This window comes from Actinomadura kijaniata, assembly GCF_014138665.1.
GTDB lineage: Bacteria > Actinomycetota > Actinomycetes > Streptosporangiales > Streptosporangiaceae > Spirillospora > Spirillospora kijaniata.
The window spans coordinates 1348305-1367692 of sequence record NZ_JACJIA010000001.1 but is presented as its reverse complement, the minus strand read 5'-3'; the positions used below and the strand labels follow the sequence as shown (position 1 = coordinate 1367692).

General features: G+C 72.4%; 24 protein-coding genes. 9 read left to right on the top strand and 15 right to left on the bottom strand.

Features of this window, described 5'->3' with window-relative positions; translation table 11 throughout:
• Positions 1-2: 2 nt before the first annotated feature.
• The gene (locus tag HNR61_RS06510) at positions 3-1061 is read right to left on the bottom strand and encodes a PhoH family protein (RefSeq protein ID WP_182842095.1); all 1059 of its coding nucleotides are present in this window, start codon (positions 1059-1061) and stop codon (positions 3-5) included.
• 152 nt (positions 1062-1213) lie between these two features.
• Entirely contained in the window at positions 1214-1570 is a 357-nt protein-coding gene (locus HNR61_RS06505) for a histidine triad nucleotide-binding protein (protein ID WP_182842094.1), read from the bottom strand.
• A gap of 349 nt (positions 1571-1919) precedes the next feature.
• Between HNR61_RS06505 and HNR61_RS06500 the strand changes: the two genes are divergently transcribed.
• Positions 1920-2507: a SigE family RNA polymerase sigma factor gene (locus tag HNR61_RS06500; RefSeq protein ID WP_067831302.1), complete on the top strand. Its 588-nt coding sequence runs from the start codon at positions 1920-1922 to the stop codon at positions 2505-2507.
• Positions 2504-3175 carry a hypothetical protein gene (locus HNR61_RS06495; RefSeq protein WP_182842093.1) on the top strand — a complete coding sequence of 224 codons (672 nt, stop codon included), beginning with the start codon at positions 2504-2506 and terminating at the stop codon, positions 3173-3175. The genes HNR61_RS06500 and HNR61_RS06495 overlap by 4 nt, the downstream gene beginning before the upstream one ends.
• A 60-nt stretch (positions 3176-3235) precedes the next feature.
• Here HNR61_RS06495 and HNR61_RS06490 read toward each other — a convergent pair whose 3' ends face one another.
• From HNR61_RS06490 to hrcA, 3 genes are all read right to left on the bottom strand, one after another.
• A complete protein-coding gene (locus HNR61_RS06490) occupies positions 3236-3967 on the bottom strand; it encodes a 16S rRNA (uracil(1498)-N(3))-methyltransferase (RefSeq protein WP_182842092.1) in 732 nt (243 codons plus the stop codon).
• A 101-nt stretch (positions 3968-4068) separates the two neighbouring features.
• Positions 4069-5205, bottom strand: coding sequence for a molecular chaperone DnaJ (gene dnaJ, locus HNR61_RS06485; protein WP_182842091.1), 1137 nt, complete (start codon positions 5203-5205; stop codon positions 4069-4071).
• Positions 5206-6219 carry a heat-inducible transcriptional repressor HrcA gene (hrcA, locus tag HNR61_RS06480; RefSeq protein ID WP_067831309.1) on the bottom strand — a complete coding sequence of 338 codons (1014 nt, stop codon included), beginning with the start codon at positions 6217-6219 and terminating at the stop codon, positions 5206-5208.
• A gap of 163 nt (positions 6220-6382) precedes the next feature.
• Here hrcA and HNR61_RS06475 point away from each other — a divergent pair, with 163 nt between their 5' ends.
• Both HNR61_RS06475 and HNR61_RS06470 read left to right on the top strand, forming a co-directional pair.
• Positions 6383-7198: a DUF3097 domain-containing protein gene (locus tag HNR61_RS06475; RefSeq protein WP_312897786.1), complete on the top strand. Its 816-nt coding sequence runs from the start codon at positions 6383-6385 to the stop codon at positions 7196-7198.
• Positions 7199-7228: 30 nt separating this feature from the next.
• Positions 7229-7930 carry a DUF4870 domain-containing protein gene (locus HNR61_RS06470; protein WP_182842089.1) on the top strand — a complete coding sequence of 234 codons (702 nt, stop codon included), beginning with the start codon at positions 7229-7231 and terminating at the stop codon, positions 7928-7930.
• A gap of 25 nt (positions 7931-7955) precedes the next feature.
• Here the strand turns inward: HNR61_RS06470 and HNR61_RS06465 are convergent, their stop codons facing one another.
• From HNR61_RS06465 to HNR61_RS06450, 4 genes are all read right to left on the bottom strand, one after another.
• Positions 7956-8642 carry a hypothetical protein gene (locus tag HNR61_RS06465; RefSeq protein WP_182842088.1) on the bottom strand — a complete coding sequence of 229 codons (687 nt, stop codon included), beginning with the start codon at positions 8640-8642 and terminating at the stop codon, positions 7956-7958.
• Positions 8639-9328 (bottom strand): hypothetical protein, encoded by a 690-nt coding sequence (locus HNR61_RS06460; protein WP_182842087.1) that lies wholly within the window; start codon positions 9326-9328, stop codon positions 8639-8641. Before HNR61_RS06460 ends, HNR61_RS06465 begins: the two co-directional genes overlap by 4 nt.
• Positions 9329-9506: 178 nt before the next feature.
• Positions 9507-10718 (bottom strand): radical SAM family heme chaperone HemW, encoded by a 1212-nt coding sequence (hemW, locus tag HNR61_RS06455; protein WP_182842086.1) that lies wholly within the window; start codon positions 10716-10718, stop codon positions 9507-9509.
• A 3-nt stretch (positions 10719-10721) separates the two neighbouring features.
• On the bottom strand, positions 10722-11189 hold the full coding sequence (locus HNR61_RS06450; RefSeq protein ID WP_182842085.1) for a hypothetical protein: 468 nt from the start codon (positions 11187-11189) through the stop codon (positions 10722-10724).
• A gap of 200 nt (positions 11190-11389) precedes the next feature.
• Here HNR61_RS06450 and HNR61_RS06445 point away from each other — a divergent pair, with 200 nt between their 5' ends.
• Both HNR61_RS06445 and HNR61_RS06440 read left to right on the top strand, forming a co-directional pair.
• Positions 11390-12259, top strand: coding sequence for a hypothetical protein (locus HNR61_RS06445; protein WP_182842084.1), 870 nt, complete (start codon positions 11390-11392; stop codon positions 12257-12259).
• A 109-nt stretch (positions 12260-12368) separates the two neighbouring features.
• The gene (locus HNR61_RS06440; RefSeq protein ID WP_182842083.1) at positions 12369-12860 is read left to right on the top strand and encodes a DUF4870 domain-containing protein; all 492 of its coding nucleotides are present in this window, start codon (positions 12369-12371) and stop codon (positions 12858-12860) included.
• A 50-nt stretch (positions 12861-12910) separates the two neighbouring features.
• Here HNR61_RS06440 and HNR61_RS06435 read toward each other — a convergent pair whose 3' ends face one another.
• Together HNR61_RS06435 and lepA are read right to left on the bottom strand one after the other, a co-directional pair.
• Positions 12911-13660, bottom strand: coding sequence for a Uma2 family endonuclease (locus HNR61_RS06435; RefSeq protein WP_182842082.1), 750 nt, complete (start codon positions 13658-13660; stop codon positions 12911-12913).
• A gap of 229 nt (positions 13661-13889) precedes the next feature.
• A complete protein-coding gene (gene lepA, locus HNR61_RS06430; RefSeq protein ID WP_182842081.1) occupies positions 13890-15728 on the bottom strand; it encodes a translation elongation factor 4 in 1839 nt (612 codons plus the stop codon).
• A gap of 255 nt (positions 15729-15983) precedes the next feature.
• Between lepA and rpsT the strand changes: the two genes are divergently transcribed.
• Together rpsT and HNR61_RS06420 are read left to right on the top strand one after the other, a co-directional pair.
• Positions 15984-16253: a 30S ribosomal protein S20 gene (rpsT, locus tag HNR61_RS06425; protein ID WP_067831335.1), complete on the top strand. Its 270-nt coding sequence runs from the start codon at positions 15984-15986 to the stop codon at positions 16251-16253.
• 117 nt (positions 16254-16370) lie between these two features.
• A complete protein-coding gene (locus HNR61_RS06420) occupies positions 16371-16910 on the top strand; it encodes an RNA 2'-phosphotransferase (protein WP_182842080.1) in 540 nt (179 codons plus the stop codon).
• On the opposite strand, the gene HNR61_RS06415 is transcribed toward HNR61_RS06420, so the two are convergent.
• Positions 16855-17397: a hypothetical protein gene (locus tag HNR61_RS06415; RefSeq protein ID WP_182842079.1), complete on the bottom strand. Its 543-nt coding sequence runs from the start codon at positions 17395-17397 to the stop codon at positions 16855-16857. The two genes, HNR61_RS06420 and HNR61_RS06415, sit on opposite strands and share 56 nt — an antisense overlap.
• Before the next feature lie 69 nt (positions 17398-17466).
• Between HNR61_RS06415 and HNR61_RS06410 the strand changes: the two genes are divergently transcribed.
• Positions 17467-18378 carry a LysR family transcriptional regulator gene (locus tag HNR61_RS06410; RefSeq protein WP_182842078.1) on the top strand — a complete coding sequence of 304 codons (912 nt, stop codon included), beginning with the start codon at positions 17467-17469 and terminating at the stop codon, positions 18376-18378.
• Here the strand turns inward: HNR61_RS06410 and HNR61_RS46690 are convergent.
• From HNR61_RS46690 to HNR61_RS49060, 3 genes are read right to left on the bottom strand one after another with little or no spacing between them, the layout of a single operon-like run.
• On the bottom strand, positions 18311-18610 hold the full coding sequence (locus tag HNR61_RS46690) for an Lrp/AsnC family transcriptional regulator (RefSeq protein ID WP_220508914.1): 300 nt from the start codon (positions 18608-18610) through the stop codon (positions 18311-18313). The two genes, HNR61_RS06410 and HNR61_RS46690, sit on opposite strands and share 68 nt — an antisense overlap.
• Positions 18607-18834: an Lrp/AsnC family transcriptional regulator gene (locus HNR61_RS50410; RefSeq protein ID WP_220508913.1), complete on the bottom strand. Its 228-nt coding sequence runs from the start codon at positions 18832-18834 to the stop codon at positions 18607-18609. Before HNR61_RS50410 ends, HNR61_RS46690 begins: the two co-directional genes overlap by 4 nt.
• A complete protein-coding gene (locus HNR61_RS49060; RefSeq protein WP_220508912.1) occupies positions 18762-19301 on the bottom strand; it encodes an Lrp/AsnC family transcriptional regulator in 540 nt (179 codons plus the stop codon). The genes HNR61_RS50410 and HNR61_RS49060 overlap by 73 nt, the downstream gene beginning before the upstream one ends.
• Positions 19302-19388 lie beyond the last annotated feature (87 nt).

The following is a 19388-nucleotide window of genomic DNA, read 5'->3' as shown; positions in this document are numbered from 1 at the left end:
GTCTAACGCCCCCGCTTGCGGCCCGCACCGTTACGGCCCGCGCCCCCCTGCTTGAACTCCGGCACCTTCTCCGCGTCGTAGCGGTTGTAGGCGTCCACGATGTCGGTCACCAGCTTGTGCCGGACCACGTCGTGGCTGTTCAGCCGGCAGAAGAAGATGTCGTCGACCCCGTCCAGGATGCCCTGGACCACCGACAGGCCGCTCTGCTGCCCGTTGGGCAGGTCCACCTGGGTGACGTCGCCGGTGACCACGACCTTGGACCCGAACCCCAGCCGCGTCAGGAACATCTTCATCTGCTCGGGCGAGGTGTTCTGCGCCTCGTCCAGGATGATGAACGAGTCGTTCAGGGTCCGGCCGCGCATGTACGCCAGCGGGGCGACCTCGATGGTCCCGGCGGCCATCAGGCGCGGGATCGAGTCGGGGTCGACCATGTCGTGCAGCGCGTCGTACAGCGGCCGCAGGTACGGGTCGATCTTCTCGTACAGGGTGCCGGGCAGGAAGCCGAGGCGCTCGCCCGCCTCCACCGCCGGCCGGGTCAGGATGATCCGGTTGACCTGCTTGTCCTGGAGCGCCTTGACCGCCTTGGCCATGGCCAGGTAGGTCTTGCCGGTGCCCGCCGGGCCGATGCCGAACACGATCGTGTGCTCGTCGATCGCATCGACGTACTTCTTCTGGTTGAGCGTCTTGGGCCGGATGGTCCGGCCGCGGCCGGACAGGATGTCGAGGGTGAGCACCTCGGCCGGGCGCTCGTCGGTCTGGTTGCGCAGCATCGCCAGGCTTCGCTCCACGGCGTCAGGGGTGAGCTGGGTCCCGCGCTTCAGCAGGGCGATGAGCTCCTCGAACAGTCGGGAGACGAGTTCGCTCTCGCCCTCGGGGCCGGTCACGGTGATCTCGTTGCCGCGCACGTGGATGTCGCTGTGGAACGCGCGTTCGATGACGTGGAGCAACTCGTCCCGGGAGCCCAGCAGGCCCACCATCGAGTGGTCGTCCGGCACCACGATCTTGATCTGGGACCTGGCGCCGTCGCCTCCAGCGCGTCCCGCGGAAGTTGATTCGACCATCAGCCGGGCCTTGCGGCCTCTCCGACCTGCCTTCTGTCTGCTCCGGGTGTCCAGCGTGTGTCGTCTCCATGGTACTGGGCCGCCCCGGCGTCCCGTCTCCGCATTTTCCCGCGCCGCGGCCCCGGCGGGGCCGCGGATCCGCCGGCCCCGGATCAGCCGGGCGGCCAGTTGAGGCCGCGGCCGCCCAGCACGTGCGCGTGCACGTGGAAGACGGTCTGGCCCGCCTGCGCCCCGGTGTTGAAGACCACGCGGTAGCCGTTGCCGGCGACGCCCTCGTCCACCGCGACCTGGTGCGCCTCGCGCAGCACCTCGGCCAGCAGTTCGGCGTCGGCGGCGGCCAGCTCGCCGACGGTCGGGTGGTGGGCGCGCGGGATCACCAGCACGTGCGTGGGGGCCTGCGGGTTGATGTCGCGGAACGCGACGGCGCCCGCCGACTCCCGGACGATCGTGGCGGGCACCTCACCGGCCACGATCTTGCAGAACAGGCAGTCGCTCTCCGATGCCGTCATCGGTCTCCTCCCAGCGTACGGACGAGGCGGATCCTATCGGGGGCGGGTCTGGGCGGCCGGACGGCCGCGCCCGGCCGCCGGTCCCGGCCCGACAGGACGTTCACAGCGCGGTGCGCCCCCCGGTAAGGTCGCGCTGATCAATCTGGGCCGGATCGGCCGCATGCGCCCCGTTCACTGGCTAAGGTTGGCAATTCAGGCGTTCCCCCCGACGCGCGTACGTACCGTTCGGCCACCGGCGTCGCTCGGCCGGGGCCCGCCTGTTCACTCACGCCGAATCCGGGGGCGACCATGCGAATGGACGGTCCCGGGGGCGGCACGGCGGCGGATAGGTGACCGAGGCAAGCAGAAGATGCCCTTTCGTAAACCGGACGACGAGGGTGCGCGTCCAACTGACGTGACCGAGACCCTCGTGGCCAGGGGCACAGCGGGAACGGTGGCCGTCGCCTGGGACGCCGACCAGGCGGTGACGGCGCTCTACAGCGCCAACTACCGCTCGCTGGTGCGACTCGCCGCCATGCTGGTGCGTGACGTCGGGACGGCCGAGGAGGTCGTCCAGGACGCGTTCGTCGCCATGCACGGCGGGTGGCGTCGCCTGCGCGACCCCGACAAGGCCCTCTCCTACCTGCGCCAGGCCGTGGTGAACCGATCGCGTTCGGTGCTGCGGCACCGCGCGGTCGTGGAGAAGTACGCGCCCAAGGGCCTGCCCGACGCGCCCAGCGCGGAGGCCGGGGCCATCGGCGAGCTGGAGCGCTCGGCGGTGGTCGCGGCGCTGCACCGGCTTCCCGCGCGTCAGCGCGAGGCGCTCGTCCTGCGCTACTACGCCGATTTGTCAGAAGCGGAGATCGCCCAGACCATGGGCATATCCCGGGGGGCGGTCAAGAGCCACACCGCCCGCGGGATGGCCGCGCTACGCAACGTCCTGGAGCAGTTCTCATGACCACCGACCCCCACGACGAGCTCGGCGAGGTGCTGCGCCGGGCCCTGAACGCGGAGGCGGAGACGGTCAGCCCCTCGGCCGAGGGCCTGGAGATCATCCGGACCCGGATCGCCGACCGCCGGAGCCGCCGGTTCGGCTGGGAGTGGTTCACCGCCACCTGGTCCCGTCCGCTGCTGGCGGTCGGCGCGGCCGTGGTGATCGCCGGTCTCGGGGTCTCGGCCCCGGAGACCATCGGCCTGATCGAACGGACCGTCAGCGGCAACGGCCACTCCGACGACGGCGGTCCCGGCCACCCCGGCGGATCCGGCACGGGCACGCTGAGCCCGTCGGGCCCCGGCCAGCCGAGCTCCTCCTCCGGCACCGACGGCAGCGGCGTGCCGACCAGCTCCCCGTCCTCGTCGCAGCCCTCGTCGTCGGGCACCGCCACGTGCGGCCCGGCGGAGACCTCCGGAACGCCGGCCGACCAGACCTCCGCCACCGGCGGCTCCCCCACCGGCGCCTCCCCGTCGGGCTCGCCCTGCCCGACCACGCCGCCGCCGACCACGGCGACGCCGACCCCGTCGGTGACGCCGACCCCGTCCACCTCGACGGACCCCACGACCCCGGCCCCGAGCGAGTCCCCGACGACGGACTCCAGCCAGCAGCCGGACGCCCCCGCCAACCCCTGATCCCCCCTGCCGTTCCCGCCGTCCGGCCCCCGCCGGCGGACGGTCGCCGCCGCCTGCCCGCTACCAGCGGCCGGTCGCGGCGAGCAGGACCGCCGCCGCCGCGACGCCGGCCGTGGACGTGCGCAGCACGGTCGGCCCCAGCAGCGCCGTCCGTCCGCCCGCCGCGGTGAACGCGGCGATCTCGTCGTCCGCGATCCCGCCCTCCGGGCCGACGATCACCACGATGTCGCCGCCGGCGGGCGGCTCCAGCGCGCTGAGCCGCTCGGTGGCCTCCTCGTGCAGGACCACCGCGCGGGACGCCGCCGCGACGCGCCGCGCCACCTGCCTGGTGGACTCCAGCTCGGCGACCTCGGGGAAGCGGCTGCGGCGGGCCTGCTTGGCGGCCTCGCGGGCGGCGGTGCGCCAGCGGCCGAGCGCCTTGTCGCGGCGTTCGGGCCGCCACTGGGTGATGCTGCGCGACGCCGACCACGGAACGATCACGTCGACGCCCACCTCGGTCATGGTCTCCACGGCCAGCTCGCCCCGGTCGCCCTTGGGCAGGGCCTGCACGACCACCAGGCGGGGGCTGGGCGCCGGGTCCACGCGCCGCGACAGCACCTCCAGGGTGAGCGACGCCTTGGCGGCGGACGTCACCACGCACTCGGCGAGCGTCCCGGCCCCGTCGGTGAGATCGACCCGCTCCCCCGGGCCGATCCGCCGCACGGTCGCGGCGTGCCGCCCCTCAGGGCCGTCCAGGACCACCGTGCCGCTGTCGGGCAGGCCGTCCTCGGCCAGGAACACCGGCGGACTCATGAAACCCCCTCATACGGAAAACCCCGCCGCGCGGGGGAGGTCCCTCAACGCGGCGGGGGCGTCCCGTGGCGGCCTTCGTGATAGGCCGCCACGGTCTCTCTTCAGTGCTGGTTGAACACGTCCTTGAGACGCGAGAACACGCCGCTGCGGTGGCCGGGCGCGAACTTGCCCGGCGGCCGCTCCTCGCCGCGCAGCTTGGCGAGCCGGCGCAGCAGCTCCTCCTGCTCCTCGTCCAGCTTGGTCGGCGTCTCCACGTTGATGTGGATCAGCAGGTCGCCGCGGCCGCTCTCGTTGAGGTGCCGCACGCCCCGCCCGTACATGGTGATCACCTGGCCGGACTGGGTGCCGGGCTTGATGTCGACGTCCTCGGGACCGTCCAGGGTCTCCACGGTGACGGTGGTGCCGAGCGCGGCGGCCGTCATCGGGATCTCGACGGTGCAGTGCAGGTCGTCGCCCTCCCGCTCGAAGATCGGGTGCGGCCGTTCGACGATCTCCAGGAACAGGTCGCCGGGCGGGCCGCCGCCGGGGCCGACCTCGCCCTCCCCGGCGAGCTGGATGTGGATGCCGTTCTCCACGCCCGCCGGGATCTTGACCTTGACGGTGCGGCGGGTGCGGACCCGTCCGTCGCCGGAGCACTCCGAGCACGGGTGCCGGATGATGCTGCCGAAGCCGCCGCAGGTCGGGCACGGCCGGGCCGTCATGACCTGGCCGAGGAACGACCGCTGCACCTGCTGGACCTCGCCGCGCCCGTGACAGGTCTCGCACGTCTCGGGGTGGCTGCCGGGCGCGGTGCCGTCGCCGTGGCAGGTCTCGCACAGCACCGCCGTGTCGATCGTCAGCTCGCGCGTGGTGCCGAACGCCGTCTCGTTCAGGTCCAGCTCGACGCGCAGCGTGGCGTTGCGGCCCCGCCGGGCGCGGCTGCGCGGGCCGCGCGCGGTGGCGGTGCCGAAGAAGGCGTCCATGATGTCGCTGAACGGGAAGCCCGCGCCGCCGAAGCCGCCGCCGGCCCCCGCGCCGCCCCGCGCGAACGGGTCGGCCCCCAGGTCGTACATCTCCCGCTTCTGCGGGTCGGAGAGCACCTCGTAGGCCTGGGTGATCTCCTTGAACTTCTCCTGGGTCTCCGGATCCGGATTGACGTCCGGGTGGAGTTCGCGCGCCAGCCGCCGGTAGGCCTTCTTGATCTCGTCGGCCGTGGCGTCACGGCCGACGCCGAGGGTCGCGTAGTAGTCGTTGGCCACTTACGACCCCGCCAGGATCTGTCCCACGTAGCGTGCCACTGCCCGTACCGCTCCCATCGTGCCGGGGTAGTCCATGCGTGTCGGCCCGAGCACTCCCAGCCGGGCCAGAGTGTGGTCGCCGACGCCGTAGTCGGCGACGACCACCGAGGTCGATCGGAGTCCCTCGTCGGGATTCTCGGTGCCGATCCGCACCGTAACACTAGAGGAGTCTCCGGCCTCACCGAGCAAGCGCATCAGCACCACCTGTTCCTCCAGCGCCTCCAGCACGTCGCGCAGGCTGCGGGAGAAGTCCACCGCCGCGAGGTTGGCGGCCCCGGCGAACACGATCTTCTCCTCGTGCTTCTCCACCAGGGTCTCCAGCAGCACGCTCAGCACCGACGCCACGACCGGCCGGTCGTCGGCGCCCACCTTCTCGGGCAGCTCCGCCACGGCCGTGGGGACCTCGCTCAGCCCGCACCCGTCCAGGCACGTGTTGAGCAGCGCCCGCAGGTGCCCGATCGACTCCTCCGACACCGGGCCGGGGGTCTCGATCACCCGCTGCTCGACCCGGCCGGTGTTGGTGATCAGCACCAGCAGGAGCCGGTTCACGGCGACGGGCACCAGCTCGACGTGGCGCACGGTCGAGCGGGTCAGCGAGGGGTACTGCACGACCGCGACCTGGCGGGTCAGCTGCGCCAGCAGCTTCACCGTGCGTCCGACGACGTCGTCCAGGTCGTAGGCGCCGCTGAGGAACGTCTCGATGGCGCGGCGCTCGGCCGCCGACAGCGGCTTGATGGTCGAGAGCCGGTCCACGAACAGCCGGTAGCCCTTGTCGGTCGGGATCCGCCCGGCGCTGGTGTGCGGCTGGGTGATGTAGCCCTGCTCCTCCAGCACCGCCATGTCGTTGCGGATGGTCGCCGAGGACACCCCGAGCCTGTGCCGGTCCACCAAGGCCTTGGAGCCGACCGGCTCGTTGGTGGAGACGTAGTCCTCGACTATCGCGCGGAGGACCGCGAGTTTCCGGTCGTCGAGCACGTGGTCACCTCCCCTGCCCCCGTACTGGCACTCCATACTTTCGAGTGCCAAGTGTACGACCCGGCGGGCCCACTCTGGAGGGCCGCGCCCGTGCGGCGTCCGCCACGCCCGGCGACGAGGATCTTCCGGGTCCCGGCGTTCCGGCGGGTTAATGTGCTGGCCTGTGCGGAGCAAGGACTACGGAAACGACGTTCTGGGCGGGAACTGGCGGCTGCCCCGCAAAGGTCAGATCCCCGAGGTGCCCGCCGAGCCGGGGCTGGTGGCGGAGGACCCCGCCAGCGGGTTCTGCGGCGCGGTGGTCGCCTGCGACAAGTTCGGCGTGACGCTGGAGGACCGCTTGGGCAAGCGGCGGGTGTTCCCGCTGGCCAAGGCGGGTTTCCTGATCGACGGCAGGCCGGTGACGCTGGTGCGCCCGGCGGCGGCGCCCGCCGGACCGGCGCGGTCGGCGTCGGGGTCGGTCGCGGTGCGGGGGCTGCGGGCGCGGGTGGCCGAGGAGAGCCGCATCTACGTGGAGGGCGTGCACGACGCCGAGCTGGTCGAGAAGATCTGGGGCCACGACCTGCGCGTCGAGGGCGTGGTGGTGGAGTACCTGGAGGGCGTGGACGACCTGCCCGCCATCGTCGAGGAGTTCGGGCCCGGCGAGGGGCGCAGGCTGGGCGTCCTGGTGGACCACCTGGTGGAGGGCTCCAAGGAGAGCCGGATCGCCGCCCGGGTGACGTCGCCGCACGTTCTGGTGTGCGGGCACCCGTTCGTCGACGTGTGGGAGGCCGTCAAGCCGTCGGCCGTCGGAATCGACGCCTGGCCACGCGTCCCTCGCGGCGTACCCTGGAAGGAGGGGGTGCTCGCCGCACTCGGCTGGGGGGATGACGTGGGAGCCGCCTGGAAACGCATCCTGGGCTCGGTGACGACCTACGCCGACCTGGAGCCGGCCCTGCTGGGCCGGGTCGAGGAGCTGATCGACTTCGTGACCGCCCCCTAGGCCACCGTCCGCTCCACCGAGGAGCCCGCCATGTCGCAAGGCCCGCCGGAACGTCCCGACCAGCAACCACCGACCCCCGGCCAGCAGGGCCATGGCTGGCCCGGCCAGGAACAGCAGCCCTACAAGGGCCACGACCAGCAGGGTTACGGTCAACAGGGGTATGGCCAGCAGGGTTACGGACAGCAGGGGTACGACCAGCAACCGGGGTACGGGCAGCAGGGGTACGGCCAGCAGCCCTACGCGCCGCCGGGGTACGGGCAGCAGGACTACGGGCAGCAGGGCTACGCCCAGTCCGGCTACGACCCGTACGCCGGTTACGGGCAGGCCCCCGGCTACGGCCAGATGCAGCCCCACGCCCAGCAGTACGGGCAGCAGCACGGCCAGCAGTACGGGTACGGCGCCCCGGCCGGTTCCGATGACCGCACCTGGGCGGTGCTGTGCCACCTCGGCCAGTTCCTGCTGGGGTTCCTGGCGCCGCTGCTGGTCTACCTGATCAAGAAGGACGAGTCCCCGTTCCTGCGCTGGCACGGCGCCCAGGGCCTCAACTTCGCGATCACTCAGCTGGTGTACATGTTCGTCAACATCATCCTGATCTTCCTGCTCGTCGGGATCCTCACCACCGCGGCCCAGGCGATCGCGATGATCGTCTACCTGATCCTGGCGGCGGTCGCGGGCAACCGTGGCGAGTACTACCGCTTCCCGGCCTTCATGGCCTGGCCGATGTTCCGCTGAGCCCGGGAAGCGGCGGTACCCGCCGTCACGACAGGCCCTTGTAGGAGGCCGGGACGCAGACCTTCAGCGGCTTGACGACCGTGTCCGACCGGTTGCCGGTCCAGATGGTGGCGCCCGCGTCGCCCCGGACGCAGATCTTGCCGCCCTTCTTGATGCCCTTGCCGTCGCGGCCCCAGCTCCAGCCGACGGGCGCGCCGGTGTTGTGCTGGACGAAGCCCGAACCCGCGCCGTAGCCGGTCGAGCGGCTGGCGACCTTGGTCCTGCCGCACGAGCGCGTGCCGCTCAGGCTGACGCCGAACTGGCTGCCCCGGCCGAGGACGACGCCGACCGAGGACTTGCAGTTCCAGTCGTACCAGAGCTGGAGGATCCTGGCCTTGGAGACCTTGGCGGCCCGGCCACCGGAGCACTTGGTCGCCGTCGCCAGCGTGAGCTTCGGCTCCACCAGCGTCGGGTCATGGAAACGCACCCGGATCCCGCGGTTGAACTTGTAGGCGTTGCGCACATAACGCAACTTCCCCGACACCCGGACCTTCATCGCCTTCTTCAACGGCTTCGAATAGAAGCAGTACCCCTCCGAGTAGGAGTACGAGAAGGCCTTCTTGCCCAGCGCCGACGCCGCCCCGACGTCCGTACCCGCATGAGCGGGCAACGGCGCCAGCACGGCCCCGGCCACCACCGCCCCGGCCGCGACGGCCAGGCCACGGCGGATCACGACAGGCCCTTGTAGGAGGCCGGGACGCAGACGTCGAGCGCCCTGATCACGCTGTCGGACCGGTTGCCGGACCAGATGGTCGCCGCGCCGTCGCCGTGCAGGCAGATCCTGCCGCCCTTCTTGATGCCCTTGCCGTCGCGGCCCCAGCCCCACTTGGCCGGCGCGCCCGAGTTGTGCTGGACGAAGCCCGAACCCGCGCCGTAACCGGTCGAGCGGTGCGCGCGCTTGGTCTTGCCGCACGAGCGGGTGGCGCCGACGCCCGCCTGCCAGGGCAGGCCGACGAAGACCGAGACGTTGGTCTTGCAGGACCAGTCGTACCAGAGCTGCTCGACCTTGGCCTTGGAGACCTTGGCGGCCCGGCCGCCGGAGCACTTGGTCGCCGTCGCCAATGTCACCTTCGGCTCCACCAGCGTCGGGTCATGGAAACGCACCCGGATCCCGCGGTTGAACTTGTAGGCGTTGCGCACATAACGCAACTTCCCCGACACCCGGACCTTCATCGCCTTCTTCAACGGCTTCGAATAGAAGCAGTACCCCTTCGAGTAGGGGTAGGAAAACGTCTTCTTGCCCAGTGCCGACGCCGCCTCGACATCCGTACCCGCATGAGCGGGCAACGGCGCCAGCACGGCCCCGGCCACCACCGCCCCGGCCGCGACGGCCAGGCCACGGCGAAGAATCTGCGTCACGCTTTCGCCCTCCATTGAGCGATTTCCGACTGGAACGCGACGAAGGTTAACAGCGGCCGACCACCGGGAAACAGGACCAGAAATCCCACTGCCACTAGTGCCCAGGCACTAATTCGAACCTTTATTGCATCGGTCGGCGCGAAATGTGACGGCGATGTTAAACAAAGCTCACCGCGGTTCAGGTCAGGTCGCGGACGACCGCGTCGGCGAGGAGGCGGCCGCGCAGGGTGAGGACCGCGCGGCCGTCCTCCTCGTAGGGGGCCCGTTCGAGCAGGCCGTCGGCGACGGCGCGGCGGGCCCCGGCCCCGTCCAGCAGGTCGGCCGGGCAGCCGTCGGCCAGCCGGAGCTCCAGCATGATCCGTTCGATGCGGCGGTCCTCGTCGTCCAGGACCTCGCGGGCGTGCGCGGGGGTGGTGCCCTGGGCGAGGCGGGCGGCGTAGGCGGCGGGGTGCTTGACGTTCCACCAGCGGGTGCCGCCGACGTGGCTGTGCGCGCCGGGGCCGACGCCCCACCAGTCCGCGCCGGTCCAGTAGAGCAGGTTGTGGTGGCAGGCCGCGTCGGGCGAGGCGGCCCAGTTGGAGATCTCGTACCAGGTCAGGCCGTGGTCGCTGAGCATCCGCTCGGCCATCAGGTAGCGGTCGGCCATCGCGTCGTCGTCGGGGGCGGCCAGCTCGCCGCGGCGGACCTGGGCGGCCAGCCGGGTGCCCTCCTCGACGATCAGCGCGTACGCCGAGACGTGGTCGGGGCCGCAGGCCAGGGCCGCCTCCAGGGAGGCGCGCCAGTCGTCGTCGCTCTCGCCGGGGGTGCCGTAGATCAGGTCGAGGTTGACGTGCGCGAAGCCCGCCTGCCGGGTCCACTCCACGACCTGCGGGACCCGGCCGGGGGTGTGGGTGCGCTCCAGCACCCTCAGCACGTGCTCGCGGGCGCTCTGCATGCCGTAGGACACGCGGGTGAAGCCCGCCTCGCGGAGGCCGTCCAGGTAGGCCCGGTCGACCGTCTCGGGGTTGGCCTCGGTGGTGACCTCGGCGTCCGGGGCCAGGCCGAACTCGGCGTCGATCGCCTTCAGGATCCGCCCGAGGTCGCCGGTCGGCAGCAGCGTGGGCGTGCCGCCGCCGACGAACACCGTGCGGACGGGCAGGTCGGCGTCGCCGAGGACGCGGCGGGCCATGCGGACCTCGGCGACGGCGGTGTCGGCGTAGGAGTCGCGGCTCGCGCCGGGGCCCAGCTCGGTCGCCGTGTAGGTGTTGAAGTCGCAGTAGCCGCAGCGGGTCACGCAGAACGGCACGTGCACGTAGAAGGCGAACGGGCGCTCGCCCAGCCCCGTCAGGGCGCTGCGGGGCAGCGTCCCGTCGGCGGGTACGGGGTCACCATCGGGAAGGGTCGCGGGCACCCCTCAAGTCTGCCGCGCGTTCCCCGATGCTCGGGCCCTGCGCAGCTTGTCGCCCAGCCAGCCGGGGATGTGCTCCTCGGCGCGCGGGAACCGGTCCAGGTCCTGCGCGTAGGCGGCCGGGGGCAGCGGGGGCGTGAAGTCGGGCTCGGCGTCGTAGTCGAACTCGACGGTCCAGCGGCCGGACCGCTCGACCTCCAGCCGGGCGGTGAACCAGGCGCCCTTGCCGCGCCGGTACATCGCCCGCCGCAGCTCGTCCATCCTCCCGACGGCGCGGCCGGGCGGGGTGGCGGCGCGCACGGCCCCGTCCGGGCCGGTGATCTCGAACAGGGCGCTGTCGATGCCGACGGTGGCGCGGAACTCCAGGGCGAGCCTCGTCCAGCCGAGCGGGGCGGCCGCGCGCAGTGCGCGGACCGCGCCGTTCACCGTCTCCCGTTCCCGCGGAGTACGGAGAACCTGCTCGGAGTGCGTCACCCTGCGAACCTCCGATACCCCGGGGCGCCCGTGCCCCGTCCAGACGACTGCTCCCCCGACCGTACCGGCAGACCGGCGCGGGACCGGGGACGACCGGCGTGTCCCGGCGAGCCGCGTCCGGGACGTTCCGGGGCGTCTCCGGCCGACCCGCCACAAGATCCGCTGTCGTCGGGGGCGGCGCGGCGGATAGGGTCGGCCGGGTGCGGAAACAGGGGGCGAACTTCGGACGCAAGCCCGTGCGGGTGGTGCTGACCGGCGGGCCGGACGGCTGGCGGTGGACGCTGTTCCCCGAGCACGGCGAGCCGGAGACCGGGGAGCTGCCGGGACAGGGCGTGCGGTGGAGCGGACGCGGCCGCCGCGACGAGGCGCCCGCCTGGTGGCGGCGGCGGCTGGCCCAGGACGCCGAGGACCTGCGCGAACTGGTCGGATGGAAGCTGACCGACCGGACCTTCGCCGAGCTCGGCGTGGAGGCCGAGATCACCTGGTTCGCGGTGGCCGACCCGGTGGAGTGGGAGGGCCTGGTCACGCTGCGCGACCCGGACCCGGCGCGGTTCCCCGGCGAGGTGCGGCCGTTCGTGGTGACGCTGGAGCCGGGGCGCGGCGCGGTGCTGCCCGACGACCACCTGCTGTTCTCCACGCTCGCCGCCGACGCCTGGGCCACCCTGGGCGCGGTCGCCGGACAGGTCGGGACCGCGCCGCCGCGCGCGTCGTTCCTGTGCGGCTGGAACGACCACCGCAGCGTGCGGGTCGGGCGCGGCTCGCTGCACGTGTCCACGCAGGTCGGCGGCGACGGCGTGGAACGCCTCGGCGAGGTCCACGGCACGCGCCCCGCCGGCTGGGGCGGCAACCCCGAGCTGCGGTTCCGGCTGGACGGCATCGACCTGCTGGACGAGCCCGCCGCCGACGTGGTCGCGCTGCTGGAGGGGCTCGGCCACGAGATCGAGCGCCGGCACGGACACCACCTCCTGCGCGCCATGGGCCTCACCCTCGGCGGTCCCGACGAGCGCGGCGGCCGGTTCACCTCGGTCGGGTTGCGGCTGCCGGACGTGCTGGCGGACGCCTGGCGGTGACCTCCCCCGGCGGATCCCCCACGACGCGCGGGAACCTGCGAACCCCGCGCGCGTCGAAGTAGTCGTACACTTCGCAAACAGCCACCGCAGGAACTCGGAGGACCCTCCCATGGCCTACGGGCCTCCCCCGCAGCCCGGCCCCGGTCAGCAGCCCGGCTGGCAGCAGCAGCCCTGGCAGCAGCAGGGCAACGCCTGGCAGCAGCAGCCCCAGGGCGGCTGGCAGCAGCAGCCTCAGCAGGGCCGGGGCGCGCAGCAGCCCGGCCACTTCGGTCCGGTCAGCGACGAGGAGAAGACCTGGGCGCTGATGGCGTACGTGGGCCAGTTCCTGGTCGCGGTGATCGCCCCGGCGGTCGTCTACCTGGGACGGGCGCGCTCGCCGTTCGTGCGCCGGCACGCCGCGCAGGGCCTCAACATGGGCATCGCGTCGCTCGTGGTGTGGGTGGCGGGTCTGCTGCTCCAGCTGCTGTTCGCGCCCCTGGTGTGGGCGCCGCTGGTCTTCACCGCCGCGATCATGGTGTTCCTGGTCTACGCGGCGCGGGCGGCCAACCGCGGCGAGTTCCGCAAGGTGCCCGCGGTACTGGCCTGGCCCTTGATCAAGTAAGGTCCCGGGCCGCGCCCCGCCGTCCCGCGCGGGACGGCGGGGCGCGCCCGTCAGTCCCCGGCCGGACCGGGGAGGATCGTCATCGTGCCGGGCTCGCCGGGCGGCTGGTCCAGGCGCACGACGCGGCCGGGGTAGGTGCGTTCGGCGATCTCCACGTCGCGTTCGTCCCACTCGCCGTAGAACACCGGGCAGCCGTCCCACAGCTCGACCTTCTCCGCGCCGGTGGGCCAGCGGTGCCCGAACGCGTCGATGAGGATCGGCTCCTCGCTGCCCGGCAGGTCGGGGCCCGCGGGGCGGGCGGCGGTCCGTTCGGACACGGTGGCACTCCTTCGGGGGGCGGGGCGGCCGGGCAGCCGGTCGAAGATCTTGTCGGGGGCGATCTCGATCGGGAAGGGGCGGGTCAGGGCGGCCGACCGGCCCCCGGCGATCACGACCCCCTCGCCGTAGTGACCGTCGTCGCCGAGTTCGTGGACGTGGACCCGCGGCCCGTCGTCCCGGACGTCCACCACCCAGTACGCGGGCACCTCGAACCGCTCGTAGAGGTCCTTCTTGGTCCCCAGGTCGCGGATCCGGGAGGCGGCGGAGACCACCTCCACGGCCAGCAGCGGGGCGCCCCGGACGTACCAGAGGTCTCCGCGGGCCTGGTCCGCGCGGTAGACCATCAGGTCGCAGCGGATCCAGGTGTCGTCCGACAGCCGGGCGCCGAACCCGGTGAGCGACTCCTGCCCCGGCTCCTCGGCGAGCCCGATCGGGACCACCAGGTCCGAGACCAGGACCTGGTGCAGCAGCGTGTGATTCACAACGCCCAGTCTCCTCTCGCGGACAGCCCGTCACCACCGCTTTGCGCGATCCCCCGGGAAACGCGACATCCCCGGGGCGCACGGCGTCCCGGGGATGTCCGCGAAAGCGTTACTTCTTGGGCTTGTCGGCCGGCTCGGCCGTGTTCAGCGCCGCGACGAAGGTCTCCTGCGGGATATCGACCCGTCCGCAAGAGACACAGCATCCGCTTCTTGCCCGCCCCAGCACCGCCTACTTCTTGGGCTTGTCAGCCGGCTCGGCCGTGTTGAGCGCGGCGACGAAGGCCTCCTGCGGGACGTCGACCCGTCCGATGGTCTTCATCCGCTTCTTGCCCTCCTTCTGCTTCTCCAGCAGCTTGCGCTTACGGGAGATGTCGCCGCCGTAGCACTTGGCGAGGACGTCCTTGCGGATGGCGCGGATGTTCTCGCGGGCGATGATGCGCGAGCCGATCGCGGCCTGGATGGGCACCTCGTACTGCTGCCGGGGGATGAGCTCCTTGAGCTTGGAGGTCATCATCAGGCCGTACTCGCGGGCCTTGTCCTTGTGGACGATCTGGCTGAACGCGTCCACCGACTCGCCCTGGAGCAGGATGTCCACCTTCACCAGGTCGGACTCCTGCTCGCCGCTGGGCTCGTAGTCCAGCGAGGCGTAGCCGCGGGTGCGGGACTTCAGCTGGTCGAAGAAGTCGAAGATGATCTCCGCCAGCGGCAGCGTGTAGCGGATCTCGACCCGGTCCTCCGACAGGTAGTCCATGCCCAGCAGCACGCCGCGGCGGCCCTGGCACAGCTCCATGATCGCGCCGATGTGGTCCGAGGGGGTGAGGACGGTGGCCCGGACGACCGGCTCGAAGACCGTGGCGACCTTGCCCTCGGGGAACTCGCTGGGGTTGGTGACGACGTGGTCGGAGCCGTCCTCCATCACCACCTTGTAGACCACGTTGGGCGCGGTGGAGATCAGCGTGAGGTTGAACTCGCGCTCCAGCCGCTCCCGGACGATCTCCATGTGCAGCAGGCCGAGGAACCCGCAGCGGAAACCGAAGCCCAGCGCCGCCGAGGTCTCCGGCTCGTAGACCAGCGCGGCGTCGTTCAGCCGCAGCTTGTCCAGCGCGTCGCGCAGGTCGGGGTACTGGTCGCCGTCCATCGGGTACAGGCCCGAGAACACCATCGGCTTCGGGTCCTGGTAACCGCCCAGCGGCTCGGCGGCGGGCCGCCCGGAGGTGGTGACGGTGTCACCAACGCGCGCCTGCCGCACGTCCTTCACGCCCGTGATCAGGTAGCCCACCTCACCGACGCCCAGGCCGCCGACCGGCTTGGGCTCGGGCGAGATCACGCCGACCTCGAGGGTGTCGTGGGCCGAGCCGGTGGACATCATCAGGCTCTTGTCGCGGCGCGACAGGTGCCCGTCGATGATCCGGACGTAGGTGACCACGCCCCGGTAGGTGTCGTACACCGAGTCGAAGATCAGCGCGCGGGCCGGGCCGTCGGGGTCGCCGACCGGCGCGGGCACGGTCGCCACGATCCGGTCCAGCAGCTCCGCGACGCCCTCGCCGGTCTTGCCGGAGACCCGCAGCACGTCCGAGGGGTCGCAGCCGATGATCCCGGCGAGCTCCTCGGCGTACTTCTCCGGCTGCGCGGCCGGCAGGTCGATCTTGTTGAGGACCGGGATGAGGTGCAGGTCGGCGTCGAGCGCCAGGTACAGGTTGGCCAGCGTCTGCGCCTCGATGCCCTGCGCGGCGTCGACCAGCAGGACCGCGCCCTCGCAGGCCGCCAGCGACCGCGACACCTCGTAGGAGAAGTCGACGTGGCCGGGCGTGTCGATCAGGTTGAGGACGTGCTCCCGGCCGTCGACGGTCCAGGGGAGGCGGACCGCCTGGCTCTTGATCGTGATGCCGCGCTCGCGCTCGATGTCCATGCGGTCGAGGTACTGGGCGCGCATCTGGCGCTCCTCGACGACCCCCGTCAACTGCAGCATCCGGTCGGCGAGCGTCGACTTGCCGTGGTCGATGTGCGCGATGATGCAGAAGTTGCGGATGATCGCGGGGTCGGTCTTGTTGGGCTCAGGCGCTGGCACCGGGGTCCGTTCGCAAACTCGCGGGTGGGCAGGGAACTGGCAGATCTTGCCTTATCCCATAGTCCCATGTTCCGCGCGGTGCTCCGTGCAGCCCGTCTGGTTTTGGGCCCGCGCGCGGGATTGGTAAGCTGAGCCACTGCGTGTGGCGTAGCGTCGTGCCCCGGGGCACCGTCCGCCCCGTTCAACGTTCGTTGATGCCTGTCCACCCCTCGGTGGCAGGTGAAGATCGCAACCTACAAGCTGAGGCTCTACGACGTGGCTAACATCAAGTCCCAGATCAAGCGGAACAAGCAGAACGAGAAGGCGCGCCTTCGCAACAAGGCCGTCAAGTCGGAGCTGAAGACGGCCATCCGCAAGTTCCGCGAGGCCGCTGACGCTGGCAACGTCGAGGAGGCGATCGCCGCCCAGCGCCACGCCGCCCGCAAGCTCGACAAGGCCGCCAGCAAGGGCGTCATCCACAAGAACCAGGCCGCCAACCGCAAGTCGGCCATCGCCAAGCGCGCCGCCGAACTCCAGGCCAAGTGACCGCACCCGGCCGCGGCCGGGTGAACGTCACGCTCTCGACGAGGCCGTGATCCCCTCGGGGACCACGGCCTCGTCGTGCTGTCCTCCTCCGTGCCGCCTTTCTCCGGGGACGACCACATGGACGAACGCCGCCTGGTGAAGATCTCCAAATATCTCGCCAAGCATCTGCGCCACCGGCCGGAGCGGATCGGGCTGACGCTGTCGCCCGAGGGCTGGGCCGAGGTGGACGAGCTGCTGGCGGCCGCGGCGCGGCACGGCTTCCCGTTCACGCGGGACGAGCTGGAGCACGTGGTGGCGGCCAACGACAAGCGGCGGTACGCGTTCGACCCCGCGGGGCGGCGGATCCGCGCCAGCCAGGGGCACACGGTCCAGGTGGACCTGGACCTGCCGGTGACCGCCCCGCCGCCGCTGCTCTACCACGGGACGACCGAGCGCGCGGTCGCGGCGATCCGCCGCGAGGGGCTGCGCCGGATGGAGCGGCACGCGGTGCACCTGTCGCCGGACGCGGAGACGGCGCGGCGGGTGGGCGCGCGCCGGGGGCGTCCGGTGGTGCTGGTGGTGGACGCGGCGGCGATGGCCGCCGACGGTCACGAGTTCCGGGTCAGCGCGAACGGCGTGTGGCTCGTGGAGCGGGTGCCGCCCGGATATCTGCGTTGATCATCTCTTCGGTCTCGGCCCAGGTCAGCGGGGTGCGCACGCCTTCGGGCGCGGGTCCCGCCTGCGGCCCGAACAGATAGCGGTACGGCACGGTCCCCGCCAGGGCGCGGTGGACGTCGGCCCGGTCGTCGATCATGTGGGTGATGCCGAGTTCGGCGCAGTGGACGGCCTTGTCGGCGCGTTTGCGGCAGAACCGCACGTTGCCGCGGGGCAGTCCGGTGCGGCGGTAGAAGTCGTGGTGGTCCAGCCAGGCCAGGGTGCGGCGCTGCACGCGTTCGCCGCACTTGGAGATGATCCAGGCGCGCCCCTCGAAGAGCGCGACCAGGCGGGGCAGGGCCTCGAAGGCCCCCTCGGTGGCCGGGGAGGCGAGGGCCTCGGCGAAGCCGCCGCTCAGGAAGGCGGTGTCGGCGTCGCCGGGGGCGAGCGGGCCGCCGTGGACGACCCGGCCGAAGTCGACCCCGAGCCGGGGTGGTTCCGTGGTGTTCATGGTCTCAGCCTGGGGGCCGCACCACTCGAACAGAACTATGGATCGGCCCCGGAGCCATAGTCTCTGTCTATGGAACTGGGCCGGCTCTCCACCGACGCGCTGGCGTCGTTCGCGGTGTTCGCGAAGCATCTCAACTTCACCCGGGCCGCCGAGGAGCTGCACATCTCCCAGCCCGCCCTGCACGTCAAGGTGCGCAAGCTGGCCGAGACGCTGGACCGTCCCCTGTACCGCAAGGAGGGGCGGCGGCTGACGCTGACGCCGGAGGGCGAGGCGGTGGCGCGGTTCGCGCGCGAGCTGGACGACCGGGCGACCGCGTTCCTGGCCGAGGTGCAGGGCCGTTCCCCGGGCCGCGTCCCGGTCCTGGCGGCGGGCGAGGGGGCGTTCCTGTACCTGCTGGGCGAGGCGGTCCGCACGGCCGCGCCCCGCCCGCGCCTGGTCAACGGCGACCGCGCCCGCACCCTGGCGGCCGTCCGCACCGGCCGCGCCGACCTGGGCGTGGCGGTCCTGGACGTGCTCCCCCACGACCTGGCCGCCGTGCACCTGGCGACCTATCCGCAGGTGCTGGTGGCGCCGGAGGACCACCCCCTGGCCGGGCGCCCGTCCCTCACCCTGGCCGACCTGGCGGACGCCTCCCTGGTGGTCCCGCCGCCGCACGGCCCGCACCGGATCATGCTGGAGCGCGCGCTGCGCGCCGCGCAGGTCCCGTGGTCGGTGGCGGTGGAGGCGTCGGGCTGGCCGCTGATCCTGCACTTCGCGGCGCTGGGCGTGGGCCCGGCGGTGGTGAACGGCTGCGTCCGCGTTCCCGAGGGCCTGGTCGCCCGGGAGATCACCGACCTTCCGGCGGTCCCCTACCACGCCGTCCACCGCCCCGACCGCGCCGGGGACCCGCTGGTCACCGGGCTGCTGGCGGCGATCAGTTCCCGGCTTCCCCCCGCCGCGGCGCGGGGCGGGCGGCGGGCGTCAGGTGACCGGCGGCCTTGAGGGTCAGCAGGACCGGCGCCGACTCCACGGCGCGGACCGGCAGGGCGCCGAGCCGGCGCGTGAGGTAGCGGTGCAGGTCGGCGGGGTCGGAGCAGAGCACCTGGGCGAGCAGGTTGGTGGGGCCGGTGGTGGCGACGACGGCGGCCGGTTCGGGATGGGTCGCCAGGGTGGCGGCGACCCGGTCCAGGTGCGCCGGGGCGACCGACATCCACAGCAGGGCCTGCGTCGTCACGCCGAGCACGGCGTCGTCGATCTCGACGTCGAAGAAGACCGCCCCCGGGCCCGCAGCGCGGCCAGCCGCCGCGCCACGGTGTCCGGTGACCAGCCGGTGGCCCCGGCCAGGTCGGCGTGGGTGGCGCGGCCGTCGTGCCGGAGGGCGTCGATCAGCGCGCGTTCGGCGTCCGTGGGAGGGGCCCGTCCACCGGCTCCGCGGTCGGCGGCACGAGCAGGCGGCACTGCTCCTCGCTGAGGGCGCGGACGCGGCCGTGCCAGGTGGTGGGGCCGCCGCGGTAGGTGTGCAGCAGGCAGTGCGCGGAGACCCCGAGGACGCCGCCGCTGCGCGGCACGTCCCGCAGCAGCGACGCCGCGGCCCCGCCGCCGTGCGGGGCGCCCACGATCGCGAAGATCTCGGTGTCGCCGCTGGTGAGCCGCACCCAGGAGGTGTCGGGGCGCCGGGCCAGCGCGTGGGCGAGCGACCGGGCGGCGGCCGGGGTGGCGGTGAGCCGCACCACCCACCGGGTCCGCCCCGCCTGGTGGAGGTCGGGCAGCCCGACCACGCGCAGCCCCGCCTCGGCGCGCAGCCGCCGGTAGCGGCGGGTCACGGTCTGGGTGGAGACGCCGAGCACCTCGGCGATCCGGCCGAACGAGGCCCGCCCGTCCAGGTGCAGGGCGTGCACCAGCCCGCGATCGATCTCGTCCAGCATGAGCCGATTCCTTGGTCAGAGCGTTGTTGAAGGAACGAATCCCTCAGTATCCCCCCGCCAGGTGGAACAGGCGCGGAGGTCCGCCCC